We start from the raw sequence: 13,088 nt of genomic DNA, 5'->3' as shown, positions 1-13,088 counted from the left end.
TCCGATCACTCCTAACGACCCAAAGACGTCCGAAGGACGGTCAGGGCAGATTGATAGACAGTAAGTGCACGGCTATGGGCGCGCTGAGCTTCGACAGAGCGCAGCATCTCGGCCTCCAATGACACCGTATTGCCATTGGGAGACGCGGCGCCACGGGCATCAAATGTGGTGAATTGCATGGCGCGGGCGGCCTCCGCCGCCGAGCCGCTGCCGCGGGTGAAAACCCTTTCAAAAGCGGCGATGTCTTGCGCGCGATAACCAGGCGTATCGGCATTGGCCACATTGGTAGCCGTCACCGCTTGACGGGCAGCTGCGTGACGCGCGCGGGCCTGAGCCAGGCCAAAGATCTCGATATTGTCGAGCATCGGGGTTTCTCCCTCGAGGACATGCACCAAGGCTTAACTGTGATTCCTTTAGAAACGGTAAGTGCAGCCACACCTGGACAGGAGATTTTATGCCGCAGGACGTTTTTGACCCTCTGGTCGCACGCATCCAACAAATCCGCCCCTCGTTTTCCGTCGGGCAGGTCGTCGAAGTTTCGGCCAATGCCCTTCGGGTGATCGGCTTGAATCGGGTCGCGGCCTTGGGTGACGTCGTGACATTGGAGGACGGCCTGCAGGGGGAGGTCGTCAAAGTTGAGCCGGCGGGATGCCTTGTCATGGCGGAAGGGAGCGCGGCCGGTTTGCGGTTGGGCGCGCGGGCGACACATTTGGGTCCACGGCTAATCGCGCCCGGCAAACACTGGATCGGCCGTGTTGTCGATCCAAATGGGGCACCAATCGACGGGCGACCCTTGTTTCCCGGCCCGAAATCCCGCCCGCTTTATGCCGCGCCACCGCCGCCAACGGAACGCCGCGGATTGGGTCGGCGATTAGACACTGGCCTCGCGGCTTTCGATACAGTTTTGCCAATTGTGCAGGGGCAGCGCATTGGCCTTTTCGCGGGTTCCGGCGTGGGGAAATCCCAGCTTTTGTCGCGTCTGGCCCGGGGGGTCACGGCCGATGTTGTTGTCATTGGGTTAATTGGTGAACGGGGTCGAGAGGTGCGAGATTTTTTGGAAGACACGCTCGGCCCCGATGGCTTGGCCCGTTCGGTCGTTGTGGCGGCAACATCGGATCGGTCGGCACTGACGCGGGCGCGCGCAGCGCAGACGATGATGACGGTTGCGGAATACTTCCGTGACCAAGGGGCCCATGTCTTAATGCTCGCCGATTCCATCACACGGTTCGCGGAGGCGCAGCGCGAAGTCGCGGCCGCGACAGGTGAACCTGCCAGCCTGCGCGGCTTCCCGCCCTCCATGGCGCAGCAGGTCATGTCTCTTTGTGAGCGCGCGGGCCCCGGCGCGCACGGCCAGGGCGATATCACGGCGATCCTGTCGGTCCTCGTAGCTGGGTCAGACATGGAGGAACCGGTCGCTGACGTCATGCGAGGCGTTTTGGATGGCCATGTGGTGCTGGACCGTAAGATCGCTGAACGCGGCCGTTATCCGGCGGTCAACCTCTTGCGATCAGTCTCGCGGTCCTTACCCGCGGCCGCAAGTGAAGAAGAGAACCGCCTCATTGCATTGGTACGGCGGTATTTGGGCGCCTATGATAAGACCGAGCTGATGCTGCAAGCCGGGCTCTATGCCGAGGGGAATGATCCAGTAACCGACACGGCAGTTCGTCTTTGGCCAGCTCTGGATGCTTTCTTAGCCTCCGAAAGCCCTGGCGGCGCGATCACAGCTTTCGCATCTCTGCAAAAACTGCTTGAGCCAGAAACCACCACTTAAGGACACCGACTACGCATCGGGTCTTTCCCAGTCGATGTAACAACCGAAAGCGGGCCATCTCAAATACACCCTGCGACTGCCGAACAGAGTGACATTTTTGGTCGAAGAGGCGTGAAGGCTCAACGATTTCAGCCGGCGCCTTGAAGCAGAGTCAACGCGATCGAGGCCGACGTACTCACCCCGCCAATATTCGCGATCAACGCACGGCTCAGAAAAGTCTGAACGAGGTTTTCGGTCACAATTGGATCGCTGAATTGCGACAGATCGGCGCTACCCAAGACCTGATCCGCACGATCGCGAAATGTTGTGAGCTGTTGATCCAAACTGATGCCGCCAATGCTTGCCGGTAGGCTAAAGGCGGTTTCGAAGACTCGCCGTAGCGGCGGGTTGCCCAAAACGGTCAACCAAGCCGCATCATTCGATAGGCCGCGCGCCGCAATTTGGGGCAACTCGCGTGCAGCGGTTAAGGCCAACCGCATATCAGCGTCCTGATCACCGACCGCGATCTCGAACTCTTGCCGTTCGAACCCAGACAATATCTTATTGGCAAACCCCGGATATCCAGTCTTCGGTGGCAAGGTTGTGCCAAATCCAAAGGCTTCAGAAAACGCCCGATACCGTTTGTCAGTTAGCCGGTTCGCCAATGCGCCGTCAGCCACAACACCATCTTCGAGAACACGTTTTATGAAAGCCTTGTTCTGAATGTCTTCTTGTAGCCCAAAGGCCCCAAGCGCGACACGCAGTAGCCGGTAGTCTTTCACAAGCTCATCGGCAGTTTTGACCTGGCCAATTTTTTCGCGAAAGTACTCCATATCTCGCTCAAGTGCCGGGGATTGGGAGAATGCCGCCGACTGCTCCGCCATCGTACGGTTCAGAAACGTCCAGCCAGAATAACCGGACGACGGAATGACCGGTTGGTAAGTCATGTCTGGTTTGCCGCCAGATAGCGGTCTTCCCGTGGCAACAAGCTACGAAGGGACTTCAAAGCCTGATATGTCTGACCGTTGACCAAATGATCTGTCGCCATCGCCAACTGTGCCCGGCTGTCAGGGTCGGTGAAGACTTGGCTCAACTGCTCCATACCTCTGAGTATCTGCAACTTCGCGACTTCAAAATCCGTGTCACCTGACAACACGAGCTGCGCGATGTAGCAGACGCGTCGGACCGGTGTATTCACCTCGTCAGGATGAATGGCATCCCGAAGCCTCAATATATGTGCGTTGGGAGTTACGATGCTCAGCCGCGACCGCCGATCACCGTTCTCGATCACTGCGCCATTGATCAACACGCGCTCTTTCGGGCTAAGTTTCAAGACAAGACCGCTCATGTCGACCCAGCCTCGCCACGCAACCCCCGCATAACCGCTGTGTTAACTTCGATGAGAGGGGCAATCGAAACGCCGTCATTCAGAATCTTGCGGCTGTGCGCCAATGTGAACTCACATAAAAAGAAAATCTGGGCTCTCAGCGCTTGCGGCAACAGATTGTTTTCGCTGGCGACATCGGACGCCAACAGCGTCCATAATCGGCGGTTGTCGTGGATCGCCGAGATTTTTTCTTTGACTGAGCTCCCCGGTTTGGACGCTTGGGTCAGTCGCGCGTTAATCTGTTCAAAGATCGCATGTTCCATCCCACGGTCAGTGCGCACCGGAGATGTTGTTTGACCGTATGCTGAATGGGCCAAATGAGATGTGTTCACGAGGAAATCCTTTCCGGAGGCGACAGTGTCATGAGGTCAATGATTGCCGAGGCCCATCACGGGCCCCGGCGGGGTTTGTCTTACCGGAAGAGAGACAAGATGCTCTGTGGGGCCTGGTTTGCAATCGAAAGCGACTGCGTCGCCAACTGCTGCTGCACCTGAAGAGCCTGCAATCGCGCCGAAGCTTCCTCCATATCCGCGTCGACCAGCGTGCCGATCCCGGACTTCAAGGAGTCAATCAACTGACCCACAAAGTTCGACTGGGTTTCGATCCGTCCTTGAGTCGAGCCGAAGGCCGCCGCCGCATCGATCGACGTCTGGATCATCGTTTCGATGTTATCCAGAGCTGCGTTCGAGCTTTCGGTGGTCGTCACGTCAATCGCGCCAAGGCCGAAAAGGCCGCCCGATGCGGTACCGCCATCCATGCCTGCGGTGGCAAGCGACAAGTCTGCGCCACTATTGTCGATTTTCAGACTGGCCTGACCAGTGGCCGGATCGATCGCCACCTGTGTCGACACTCCGGCTATACCAGCGCTGTCAATTGCTGTTTTCAAGCCGCGTGCAACATCTTCAAAGGTCTCGCCTTTGCCAGCGGTATAGAAATAAGCTGCCCCCCAACCGAAGCTTGGTAGCTATTTCCTTCCGCAACAACAGCAGAGGTCGCAAAGAAGATCTCCTCTGCCCGTTGCTCGACTGTGCCCGTTTCTGTGGTGGTGTTCCCGGTTGCGACACCGTTGATCTCTTGGATATAGGCGTTACCATCGCCACCTGTAACAGAGTCGCTGATGGCAATATCAAGGCTATCAAAGGACCGTGTCGACGTAACAACGATCTGGTCAGCACCGCCCGACGTGAAGGTGACATCCTCAAGGTCCAGGGCCTGCAAACTGGTCAAAAGCGCATCTCGCGCTTGGGTCTCAGTCTGGTCTGCAGCTGCGGATGTATAGGTAACGCTCAAACCGGCTATGTTGATGGTCGTCGCGTCGCCGGCGTCCCAACCCGTTGTCTGCGCGAATTCGATCACGGCCGTGTTGCCATTGGCCGACAGAGTGCCGCCACCATAGGCCGAACCGCTTGCGGCATCCAGGATTTGACCGGACAAATCGGTCCCACCTGTACCAACGCCGTTCGTACCGGCCGCAGTGCCCAAATCCTGTCGGTTGATCGTAATGTTCGATGCGTTGACCGTATTGCTACCGGAGCGATCGAGCGATGAGAGAATCTTCACATCCTCTGTACCGGAGACCAGGTTCAAGCCGTTAAACTGTGCCGCACCAACGACCGAGTTGATCTGGTCGCGCAGGGCGTCAATGTCGTCTTGAATCTTGTTGCGGTCGACGTTTTCCTCCTGCGAGTCAACGATCTTACCCTTAATCTCGATCAGCAGATCCGTAACACTTTCGGCGGCGTTCCGCGCCAAAGCCACAGAGGATTCACCCAAGCCCAAGCTGTCCGAAATCGCTTGGAACCCCTTCACATCGGATTCCATCACCTTGGAAATCGCCCAGACCGCAGCGTTATCTTTGGCCGAAGCAACCGATTTACCCGTGGAGATCTCGCCCTGCACCGTTTGCAGATTTGTGTTAACCGCTTTGAGCGTTTGCAGTGCAACCATTGCACTGTTGTTCGTCAGAATACTGGACATATCTTGCCCTTCCTTTTGCGTTCATGGCGCGTTTTTTGCGCCGGGGTTGTCGAATGCCCTCGCGGGCAATGCGGAACGTCTTTCTGACGTATGCGATCCAGTCATTGACCAGATCACGCCACCGGTTGGTGCAGGACAACCATTCGGGCAAAGCGCTAATAAGCTCCTAATATATCGCGCTGTTTCTTGTGGATTTTAGGCAAACGCCGAAGAGTTCGATCTCAACTGCGCCGCTCTACGCGCGGGCGCGTCGCCCCGATCTCGGAAGAGCGGCCAAGTGCATCATAGCCTGTGAAACTGGCCGGTGATGCTTGCTCCAAAACGGCCCGCGCGGCCTTGATCCCACGAAGCGCCGCCGCGATGAGCTGCGTATTGTGTTCAGCCGTTTGCCGAAGGTTCAACAAATGCTCTTCATCGCCGCTCTCGACCGGTGCGCGGCTCAGCGTGTCCATCGCACGGGTGAGGACCGGAGCCATTTTAACCAAATGCGCCAGATCACCACGACGAAGGTCATCAGCCTGACGTCCGAGGTGTTTGGTCACCGACTTCACATGATCCGCGACACTCATTGGCCTCCTCCATTCCCATGCGCGCGCGCAACCAGCGATCGAAAGAGGTTTTCGGCCAATCCGATCCCACCGGCGGCCGCCATCTGACGAGCATGCTCCATACGCAAAAAGGAAGAAAACTGCTCTTCTCCGGCCCCGCCTCCGAACGCCCCACGCGTTTCTCCAAACCGGGCTTGTTTCAGCATTTCCGATAGAAAGCTCGCCTCCAGATCTTGGGCAGCTTGGCGCAACTGCGCCTCCTGCTCGGATGGGAGAGACGGCGACAACGTGACGACGCGGCTGGAAGGGATCTGGACGGCGGGTGTGCTCATGGGGATGCAATCAATTCGATGTATTTCCGGACCATGATGACCGATCCGAGTAAAGAATTGGTAAGGCCGAACCGCGATGATCCTCACAACATGACCCAAATAGGACCGCATAGAACATGCATCCTTCGCAGATATCCGCTGGCCCCGCTGCCCAAACGCGCGCGACCGGCCCAGAGACATTAAACAGTCCAAACCCCAATGGGGAGGCGTTCTTGCGCGTCTTGGAGTCGACGCAAAAGCCGACCTCAAACCAGCATGAATCGCGCGCGACCCTCGTGGAGCGCAGCCGTTCGAGCGAACAGGGAGATATCGCTGAAACCTCACCTCAGGAACAAGGTGGGCAAGATGGGCCGGTGGCAACCGATGGCGCTACACTCTCCAACGATGCGGAGTCTCTGCAAAAGGAGGAGGCGGTCGGTATGAGCCTGGTCGGGGGCTCGGTCAGTCGAAAGCGATCCAGCCTCAAAGCGCACTAACACCGCCCGGCGCGAAGGCAGCTTCCACAAAACATGGCGCCGTCCTGGGAAGCTCAGGCGACTCAGCCGGACAACGGGACGCAGCCAATCAAACTGTGCCTCTCACCAGATCCAACTCGGCAGACGACACAGCGGCACCAAGTGATCTCAAACAGAACACCACATCAACCACGAAACCGTCGCTCGAAATGCCCAACTCGTACGCGACAAGGTCTGAAAGCACCGCGCAACTCGCCCCCAATGGCGCCACCACCTCGAAAGCCAGCACCCTAGGCGCGATGAACCATCTTGTTGGTAACCCCGGCAAGACGGCATCGCCGCCCGGGGGCGGGGCGCAACAGGTTGCTGGCGAAGGGATGGCGCGCAAAAATCCATCCTCTCAGAAAGGCGAACCATCGCCCGCGGTGATGTCGAAATCCCTGTCGACAGCGACACAAGGCGCTCAGGCCTCCACGTCACCAAAAGGGCCTCCGACAATGCAGGCGGTATCATCGTCGCAAACATATCGCGAGGGAAAGTCACCGACACCACGCCAGACCACGGATATAACCCAGACGGCTTTGCGTGCACATTCCGCCGCCACCATCAACGCCGGGCAGACAGGCCATCACCTTCCGGCAAGCCGTTCCTCTTGGAGCGCAGCCCCAAGCGAAGGATTGGTGACACGTGCCGGACAACTCGACCCCTTGATGGGAGACAAAGCCTTCGCAGACTCAGAACTTCTGCCTCAACTCGGCACAGGCGCGGCGACTGCGAAAGCACAGGTTGTCGGTCTACCTGTCGCAACGCCCGCGATGGCTCAGAACGCGGCCGCGCAGATGGCTGCCGCGATGCAGGCCCAATCAAACTCGGCGCTTCGCGATCAGCCGACCGAGATCGCCCTTGATCCGCCAGAACTGGGCCGGGTCCGTATGGTGTTCAGTCTTGTGGAAGGGGCTCTCACCCTCTCGATCACCGCAGATCGCCCTGAAACGCTCGACCTCATGCGCCGCCATATGGATCTCCTGTCGCAAGAATTCAGCCGCGCAGGGCTGGGTGGCACCGCATTCAGTTTCTCGGGCGGTGAAGACAATCCCAACCTGCCGCAATCAAACCACCAAACAGTGGCAACGGACGATCCGAGCACCGTCACTGATCCAACATCCTCGATCCAAAAACAAGCGCGCCAGCATAACGGTGCCCTGGATCTGAGACTCTAAAGAGGAGCCCTCTATATGGACGCCATTCAATCGACTCAACAACGTGCCCAGACCTCCCCGGTCAACCGAAACGACGCGACAGCGGACGATTCCATCGTGTCGGCGGATTTCCAGACCTTTTTGACCATGCTGACCACGCAGATGGAGAACCAGGATCCGCTAAATCCGATGGAATCGACGGACTTCGCGACTCAACTCGCGACCTTTTCGGGTGTCGAACAACAAGTGCGCACCAATGAACTGCTGAGCGGGCTGCAGTCTGGGATGAACCTGATGAGCATGGGGCAACTTGCCGGTTGGGTCGGGATGGATGCGCGCGCCGAGATGCCTGCGGCCTTTGCCGGCACCCCGATCGCGATGGCCGCCCCTCCCCACAATCTGGCCGACCGCATGGAACTCGTGGTTCGCAATGAAGCGGGCGAAGAGATGCAGCGGATTAACCTTACCATCAGTGAAGAACCCTTTGCCTGGGCAGGTGTCGACGCCGATGGTCAACCTTTCCCTGAGGGTGTCTATAGCTTCACCGCCGAGGCTTATGATGGAGAGACATTGCTCGAAGAACGCCCGGCTCAGGTCTATGCCCGTGTTGAAGAAGCCTTGATCCGCGATGGCGAGACCTGGCTCAACCTGCCGGGTGGCGTCAGCATTCGCGCCGATCTGGTCCAAGGTATCCGCAACCCGTGATCAGGTCAGAGTTGTGTTGCCAGAATCGCCAGCCCGATACCAATAGCCAGCCCGAGAAGCACATAGAGAACACGGTCGCGCCAGCGTGACGGCTCGGGTTCAGGTTTCGGATTGCTTTGCGCCATCAAGGCCGCTTCGGCCAGTTGCGGCAGACGCGGGCCAAAACGGGAGAGAACGCGCGCCGTGCGGAACAAATCGGTGAGCAGTGCTTTCGGTCCGATGTTCCGGGTGATGTAATCCTCGACGACAGGCCGGGCGACATCCCAGATATTGATATTCGGATCCAGCGATCGCGCCACACCTTCGACCACCACCATCGTGCGCTGCAACAAGATCAACTCGGTGCGGGTCTCCATCCCGAATTGTTCGGTGACATCGAAGAGATAGGCCAGCAATCGCGCCATCGAAATCCGGCTGGCATCCATACCGAAAATCGGCTCCCCAACCGAACGCAAGGCTTGGGCGAACTCGTCAATATCCCGGTCGGCAGGGACATACCCGGCCTCGAAATGCACCTCCGCAACGCGTCGATAATCCTTGCGGATGAATCCCATCAAGATTTCGGCATAGACCCGGCGGGTGTACTCATCCAACCGCCCCATAATCCCGAAATCGAGCGCGACGATCTCACCGGTCGGCCCGACTTTCAGGTTCCCCTGATGCATATCCGCATGGAAAAACCCGTCCCGCAGGGCATGGGTCAGGAACATCTGCAAGGTACGCGCCGCAATGGCCTTGTTGTCATGCCCGGCCGCGATCACCTCCTCGGCTTCGCCATAAGGGATGCCGTTGGCCCAACCCAGCGTCATCACCTGCCGCGAACACAAGAACCATTCGACCGAGGGCACATGAAACCCTTCGTCCTTGGCCGTATTGGCGGCAAATTCGCCGGCCGCCGCCGCCTCGATCCGCAGGTCCAGCTCGCGCAGCACGACGCCCTCGAAATGCGCCACCACATCGTTGGGCCGCAAGCGCCGAGAGGCGGGCGAGAGCGTCTCGACCAACCACGCAATCAGGTAGAATGCATCGATATCCTTGCGGAACGCCCGCTCGATATTCGGGCGAAGCACTTTGACGGCCACCTCCTGCCCCGTTTCGGCCAATCTCGCCCGATGCACCTGGGCGATCGAAGCCGCCGCAACAGGGTCGGAGAACTCGGAGAACAGCACCTCAACCGGCATTTCTAACTCGGAGGCGACGACCCGCTTGGCGCGCTCGGTCGGAAAGGGCGGCAGCTTGTCCTGCAACACGCGAAGTTGCGTCGCCAGATCACCACCCACCACATCGGGCCGTGTTGAGAGGATCTGACCGAATTTGATATAGGCCGGCCCCAGCGCGGTAAGCGCCCGGGTCACCGGCGGCAGATTGATGTCGCCTTTCAGCCCCAGCCATTTGAATGGCCAGCCCAAGATCCGCGCCGCGATCCGCAAACTGCGCGGCGCATCCATCGCTTCCAGTGCTACGCGCATCGCGCCGGTTCTCTCAAACGTCGCGCCCGTGCGGATCACCCGCCAAATATTGTGAGGACCGCGCACCTAGAGCTTCCACCCCGAATGCAGCGCGGCGATGCCCATGCTGAGATTGCGGTATTTCACCTGCTCAAACCCGGCGGTGCGGATCATCTCGGCAAACACCTCTTGTTCCGGAAATTTGCGGATCGATTCGACGAGATATTGATAGCTCTCCCGATCATTGGCGATCGCTTGCCCCATGCGTGGGATCACGTTGAACGAGTAGAGATCATAGAGCTTCTGTAGCCCGTCATTCGGCAGTTGGCTGAACTCCAACACCATCAGCCGCCCGCCGGGTTTCAGCACCCGGAACGCCTCGGACAAAGCATCGGGAATGCGCGTGACATTCCGAATCCCAAAACTGATCGTATAGACGTCGAAGGTGTTGGCCTCGAAGGGGAGGGCCATCGCATCGCCGACAACCCAGTTCAGCTTTTCGGCCAGATGGGCCGCCTCGGCACGTTTCTGCCCCTCGACCAGCATCGATTCCGTCATATCCAGCACGGTTGCCCCGGCTCCAGGCGCCCGTTTCAGAAACCGAAACGCGATATCGCCCGTGCCGCCGGCCACATCCAGCAAGGCCTGGCCATCGCGCGGGGCCAGCCAATCCATCATCGCGTCTTTCCAGACCCGGTGGATGCCAACCGACATGACATCATTCATTACATCATAGCGCGAGGCGACATTGGTGAAGACACCGTGGACCATGCCCGCCTTGTCCTTTTCGCCCACGGTTTGAAAACCGAAATGGGTGGTGCGGGTGTCTTTCTCGCTCATGGGCTCTTGCCCTCCTGGTCTTGGTGTCCTTCAAAGAGAAGGCCGCGTCCACGCGGATACACCGCCCTGCTATGACAAGGAAAGCCCGCTTTGCCAGAACTTCCAGAGGTCGAGACAGTGCGTCGCGGGTTGGCCCCCGTCATGGAGGGCGTCAGGATCGCCAAGGCAGAGGCGCGACGGCCCGATCTGCGCTGGCCCCTGCCGGAGAATATGGGCACCCGGCTGACCGACGCGACGGTGATCGCGCTCCGACGGCGGTCGAAATATATCCTGGCTGATCTTGATACCGCAGAGACACTGATCATCCATCTGGGCATGTCGGGGCGGATGCTGATCTCCGGCGTGGCTGGCCGCGATATGCCGGGGCAGTTCCACCACGTGCATCCGGCCCCGGAGAAACACGACCACGTGGTGATCGATATGGAGACCGGCGCGCGGGTCACGTTCAACGATGCGCGGCGGTTTGGCGCGATGGATCTGACCCCGACGGCGCATGTGGACGATCATTGGCTGATTGCCAATCTTGGGCCGGAGCCGTTGAGCAATGCGTTTAATGAAAGCTATCTCGCGGACCGCCTGGCCGGACGCAGAACCCCGATGAAGACAGCGCTTCTGGATCAGCGGATCATCGCGGGGCTTGGCAATATCTATGTCTGCGAAGCGCTGCACCGGGCCGGATCTCCCCCAAGCGGCTGGCCGGGAATCTCTCGCGGCACCGCATCGCCAAATTGGTGCCGGTTATCCGCGATGTGATTGCCGAGGCGATTGAGGCAGGAGGCTCTTCGCTGCGCGATTACCGGCAAGCCGACGGAGAACTAGGCTATTTTCAACATAGTTTTCGGGTCTATGACCGCGAAGGCGCACCCTGCCCAACCCCCGGATGTCAGGGGGAAATCCGCCGAATTGTGCAATCGGGCCGATCCAGCTTTTACTGCGCGTCATGCCAAAGATAGCTTGAACCCCCGGGTCAGACTGCTAACCCTACGGCCTGAAGTTCAACAATCGAGGGCCCGCCCCCACATGGCTTACGAGACCCTGATCGTCGAGATCGAAGACCATATCGCACTGATCAAACTAAACCGCCCCGACGCAATGAACGCGCTGAACAGCCAAGTGCTGGGCGAATTGTCGAAAGCTCTGAAAGCGGCAGAACAGAATGATAAGGTGCGGGTGGTCGTGCTGACCGGGTCCGACAAGGCCTTTGCCGCCGGCGCCGATATCAAAGAGATGTCGGAGAAGACATTTGTCGAAGCCTTCACCAGCGATCTCTTCGGCGAAGATGTTGAGCAACTCCTGAAATGCCGCAAACCGATTATCGCCGCCGTGGCGGGCTATGCGCTTGGCGGCGGCTGCGAGTTGGCGATGATGTGCGACTTCATCATCGCGGCGGATACGGCGAAGTTCGGTCAGCCAGAGATCAATCTCGGCGTGGTTGCCGGGATTGGCGGGACGCAGCGCCTGACCCGGTTCGTCGGCAAATCGAAATCGATGGATATGCATCTGACCGGGCGCTTCATGACAGCCGAGGAGGCCGAACGCTCCGGCCTCGTCTCCCGCGTCGTGCCGGCCAAGAAACTGATGGAAGAGGCGATGGGCGCGGCGGCGAAAATTGCCGAGAAATCCGCATTGACGGCGATGGCGGTGAAAGAAGCGGTGAACCGCAGCTATGAGACGACGCTCCGCGAAGGGCTGCTCTTTGAACGCCGCCTGTTTCACGCGCTCTTTGCCACCGAAGACCAGAAAGAGGGCATGGCCGCGTTCCTCGAAAAACGCGAGGCGCAGTTCCGCGACAAATGAGCGACCGCCGTCGGGAGCCCTAGAGGAAATCGGCTCTGCATTAGGAGACAGGGTCGCCGCGCCAAAGGGGCTTTCCTTCCCGGCCCGAATCCCTTAAACGGCGCCGATACATGCGCGTGAGGCCCGCTTTGGCCAGATTTGCCCGGTTCGCAAAACCCGGGGTGCGGTCTCGCAATGCGCTCGATATTTGAACAGACCCATCCGAAGGGAAACCGACATGGCAAATTCGCCTCAAGCCAAGAAACGCGCCCGTCAGAACGAGCGCCGTTTCGCCATCAACAAAGCCCGCCGTTCGCGCATCCGCACCTATCTCCGCAAAGTCGAAGAAGCCATCGCCTCCGGTGACCAAGCGGCAGCCCAATCGGCGCTGCGCGAAGCTCAGCCCGAACTGATGCGCGGCGTCACCAAAGGGGTGTTGCACAAGAACACCGTTGCTCGAAAAATGTCGCGCCTTTCTGCCCGTGTGAAAGCCCTGGGTGCCTAAGCGGCGGTCTCAATACTTCCTTATTTTAAAGGCGCTCCAACTGGGGCGCTTTTTTTTGTTTCAAAAATATGACGCCGGATCAAAGGGCTAAATTCCCCCACCGAGATTCGATTGCTGGAATGGACAGAGTCAAGAACGAAGAGATGTTGCGAGACGCGCGTGAGTC

General features: G+C 58.9%; 15 protein-coding genes and 1 pseudogene. 6 read left to right on the top strand and 10 right to left on the bottom strand.

Translation table 11 applies throughout. The features are described 5' to 3' along the window. Positions 1–11 precede the first annotated feature (11 nt). Positions 12–365, bottom strand: a complete 354-nt coding sequence (locus QTA57_RS06330; RefSeq protein WP_171560192.1) for a FlgB family protein — start codon at positions 363–365, stop codon at positions 12–14. An 89-nt stretch (positions 366–454) separates the two neighbouring features. Between QTA57_RS06330 and QTA57_RS06325 the strand changes: the two genes are divergently transcribed. Beyond that, complete coding sequence (locus QTA57_RS06325) at positions 455–1,771, top strand: FliI/YscN family ATPase (RefSeq protein ID WP_290154154.1); 1,317 nt, start codon at positions 455–457, stop codon at positions 1,769–1,771. 128 nt (positions 1,772–1,899) lie between these two features. Here QTA57_RS06325 and QTA57_RS06320 read toward each other — a convergent pair whose 3' ends face one another. The 7 genes from QTA57_RS06320 to QTA57_RS06290 form a co-directional block, all read right to left on the bottom strand. Beyond that, positions 1,900–2,697, bottom strand: coding sequence for a DUF1217 domain-containing protein (locus QTA57_RS06320; protein WP_290154153.1), 798 nt, complete (start codon positions 2,695–2,697; stop codon positions 1,900–1,902). Next, positions 2,694–3,098, bottom strand: a complete 405-nt coding sequence (gene flbT / locus QTA57_RS06315) for a flagellar biosynthesis repressor FlbT (RefSeq protein WP_290154152.1) — start codon at positions 3,096–3,098, stop codon at positions 2,694–2,696. Before flbT ends, QTA57_RS06320 begins: the two co-directional genes overlap by 4 nt. After that, positions 3,095–3,400: a flagellar biosynthesis regulator FlaF gene (gene flaF, locus QTA57_RS06310; protein ID WP_290154151.1), complete on the bottom strand. Its 306-nt coding sequence runs from the start codon at positions 3,398–3,400 to the stop codon at positions 3,095–3,097. Before flaF ends, flbT begins: the two co-directional genes overlap by 4 nt. A gap of 149 nt (positions 3,401–3,549) precedes the next feature. Beyond that, positions 3,550–3,975: a flagellin gene (locus QTA57_RS06305; protein WP_330696762.1), complete on the bottom strand. Its 426-nt coding sequence runs from the start codon at positions 3,973–3,975 to the stop codon at positions 3,550–3,552. Between the two features lie 44 nt (positions 3,976–4,019). Then, on the bottom strand, positions 4,020–5,114 hold the full coding sequence (locus QTA57_RS06300; RefSeq protein WP_290154150.1) for a flagellin N-terminal helical domain-containing protein: 1,095 nt from the start codon (positions 5,112–5,114) through the stop codon (positions 4,020–4,022). A gap of 221 nt (positions 5,115–5,335) precedes the next feature. After that, complete coding sequence (locus QTA57_RS06295; RefSeq protein ID WP_171560186.1) at positions 5,336–5,683, bottom strand: hypothetical protein; 348 nt, start codon at positions 5,681–5,683, stop codon at positions 5,336–5,338. Further along, positions 5,680–5,994, bottom strand: coding sequence for a rod-binding protein (locus QTA57_RS06290; protein WP_290154149.1), 315 nt, complete (start codon positions 5,992–5,994; stop codon positions 5,680–5,682). Before QTA57_RS06290 ends, QTA57_RS06295 begins: the two co-directional genes overlap by 4 nt. A gap of 1,135 nt (positions 5,995–7,129) precedes the next feature. Between QTA57_RS06290 and fliK the strand changes: the two genes are divergently transcribed. Beyond that, entirely contained in the window at positions 7,130–7,669 is a 540-nt protein-coding gene (fliK, locus tag QTA57_RS06285) for a flagellar hook-length control protein FliK (protein ID WP_290154148.1), read from the top strand. Between the two features lie 15 nt (positions 7,670–7,684). After that, positions 7,685–8,353: a flagellar hook capping FlgD N-terminal domain-containing protein gene (locus QTA57_RS06280; protein ID WP_290154147.1), complete on the top strand. Its 669-nt coding sequence runs from the start codon at positions 7,685–7,687 to the stop codon at positions 8,351–8,353. A 5-nt stretch (positions 8,354–8,358) separates the two neighbouring features. On the opposite strand, the gene ubiB is transcribed toward QTA57_RS06280, so the two are convergent. Both ubiB and ubiE read right to left on the bottom strand, forming a co-directional pair. Next, on the bottom strand, positions 8,359–9,888 hold the full coding sequence (ubiB, locus tag QTA57_RS06275) for a 2-polyprenylphenol 6-hydroxylase (protein WP_290154146.1): 1,530 nt from the start codon (positions 9,886–9,888) through the stop codon (positions 8,359–8,361). Then, on the bottom strand, positions 9,889–10,641 hold the full coding sequence (ubiE, locus tag QTA57_RS06270) for a bifunctional demethylmenaquinone methyltransferase/2-methoxy-6-polyprenyl-1,4-benzoquinol methylase UbiE (protein WP_290154145.1): 753 nt from the start codon (positions 10,639–10,641) through the stop codon (positions 9,889–9,891). It abuts the gene before it with no gap. Positions 10,642–10,731: 90 nt separating this feature from the next. Here ubiE and mutM point away from each other — a divergent pair. The 3 genes and pseudogenes from mutM to rpsT all read left to right on the top strand — a co-directional run bounded on the left by mutM (position 10,732) and on the right by rpsT (position 12,922). Further along, positions 10,732–11,594, top strand: a pseudogene (gene mutM, locus QTA57_RS06265) (bifunctional DNA-formamidopyrimidine glycosylase/DNA-(apurinic or apyrimidinic site) lyase). Positions 11,595–11,661: 67 nt separating this feature from the next. Next, the gene (locus tag QTA57_RS06260) at positions 11,662–12,438 is read left to right on the top strand and encodes an enoyl-CoA hydratase (RefSeq protein ID WP_171560172.1); all 777 of its coding nucleotides are present in this window, start codon (positions 11,662–11,664) and stop codon (positions 12,436–12,438) included. A gap of 217 nt (positions 12,439–12,655) precedes the next feature. Next, positions 12,656–12,922: a 30S ribosomal protein S20 gene (rpsT, locus tag QTA57_RS06255; RefSeq protein WP_145214431.1), complete on the top strand. Its 267-nt coding sequence runs from the start codon at positions 12,656–12,658 to the stop codon at positions 12,920–12,922. Positions 12,923–13,088: the final 166 nt, after the last annotated feature.

It is taken from the genome of Fontisubflavum oceani (assembly GCF_030407165.1).
Taxonomy (GTDB): Bacteria; Pseudomonadota; Alphaproteobacteria; order Rhodobacterales; family Rhodobacteraceae; genus Rhodophyticola; species Rhodophyticola oceani.
The sequence above is the reverse complement of the archived record's forward strand: the minus strand, read 5'-3'. Positions and strand labels throughout refer to the sequence as shown.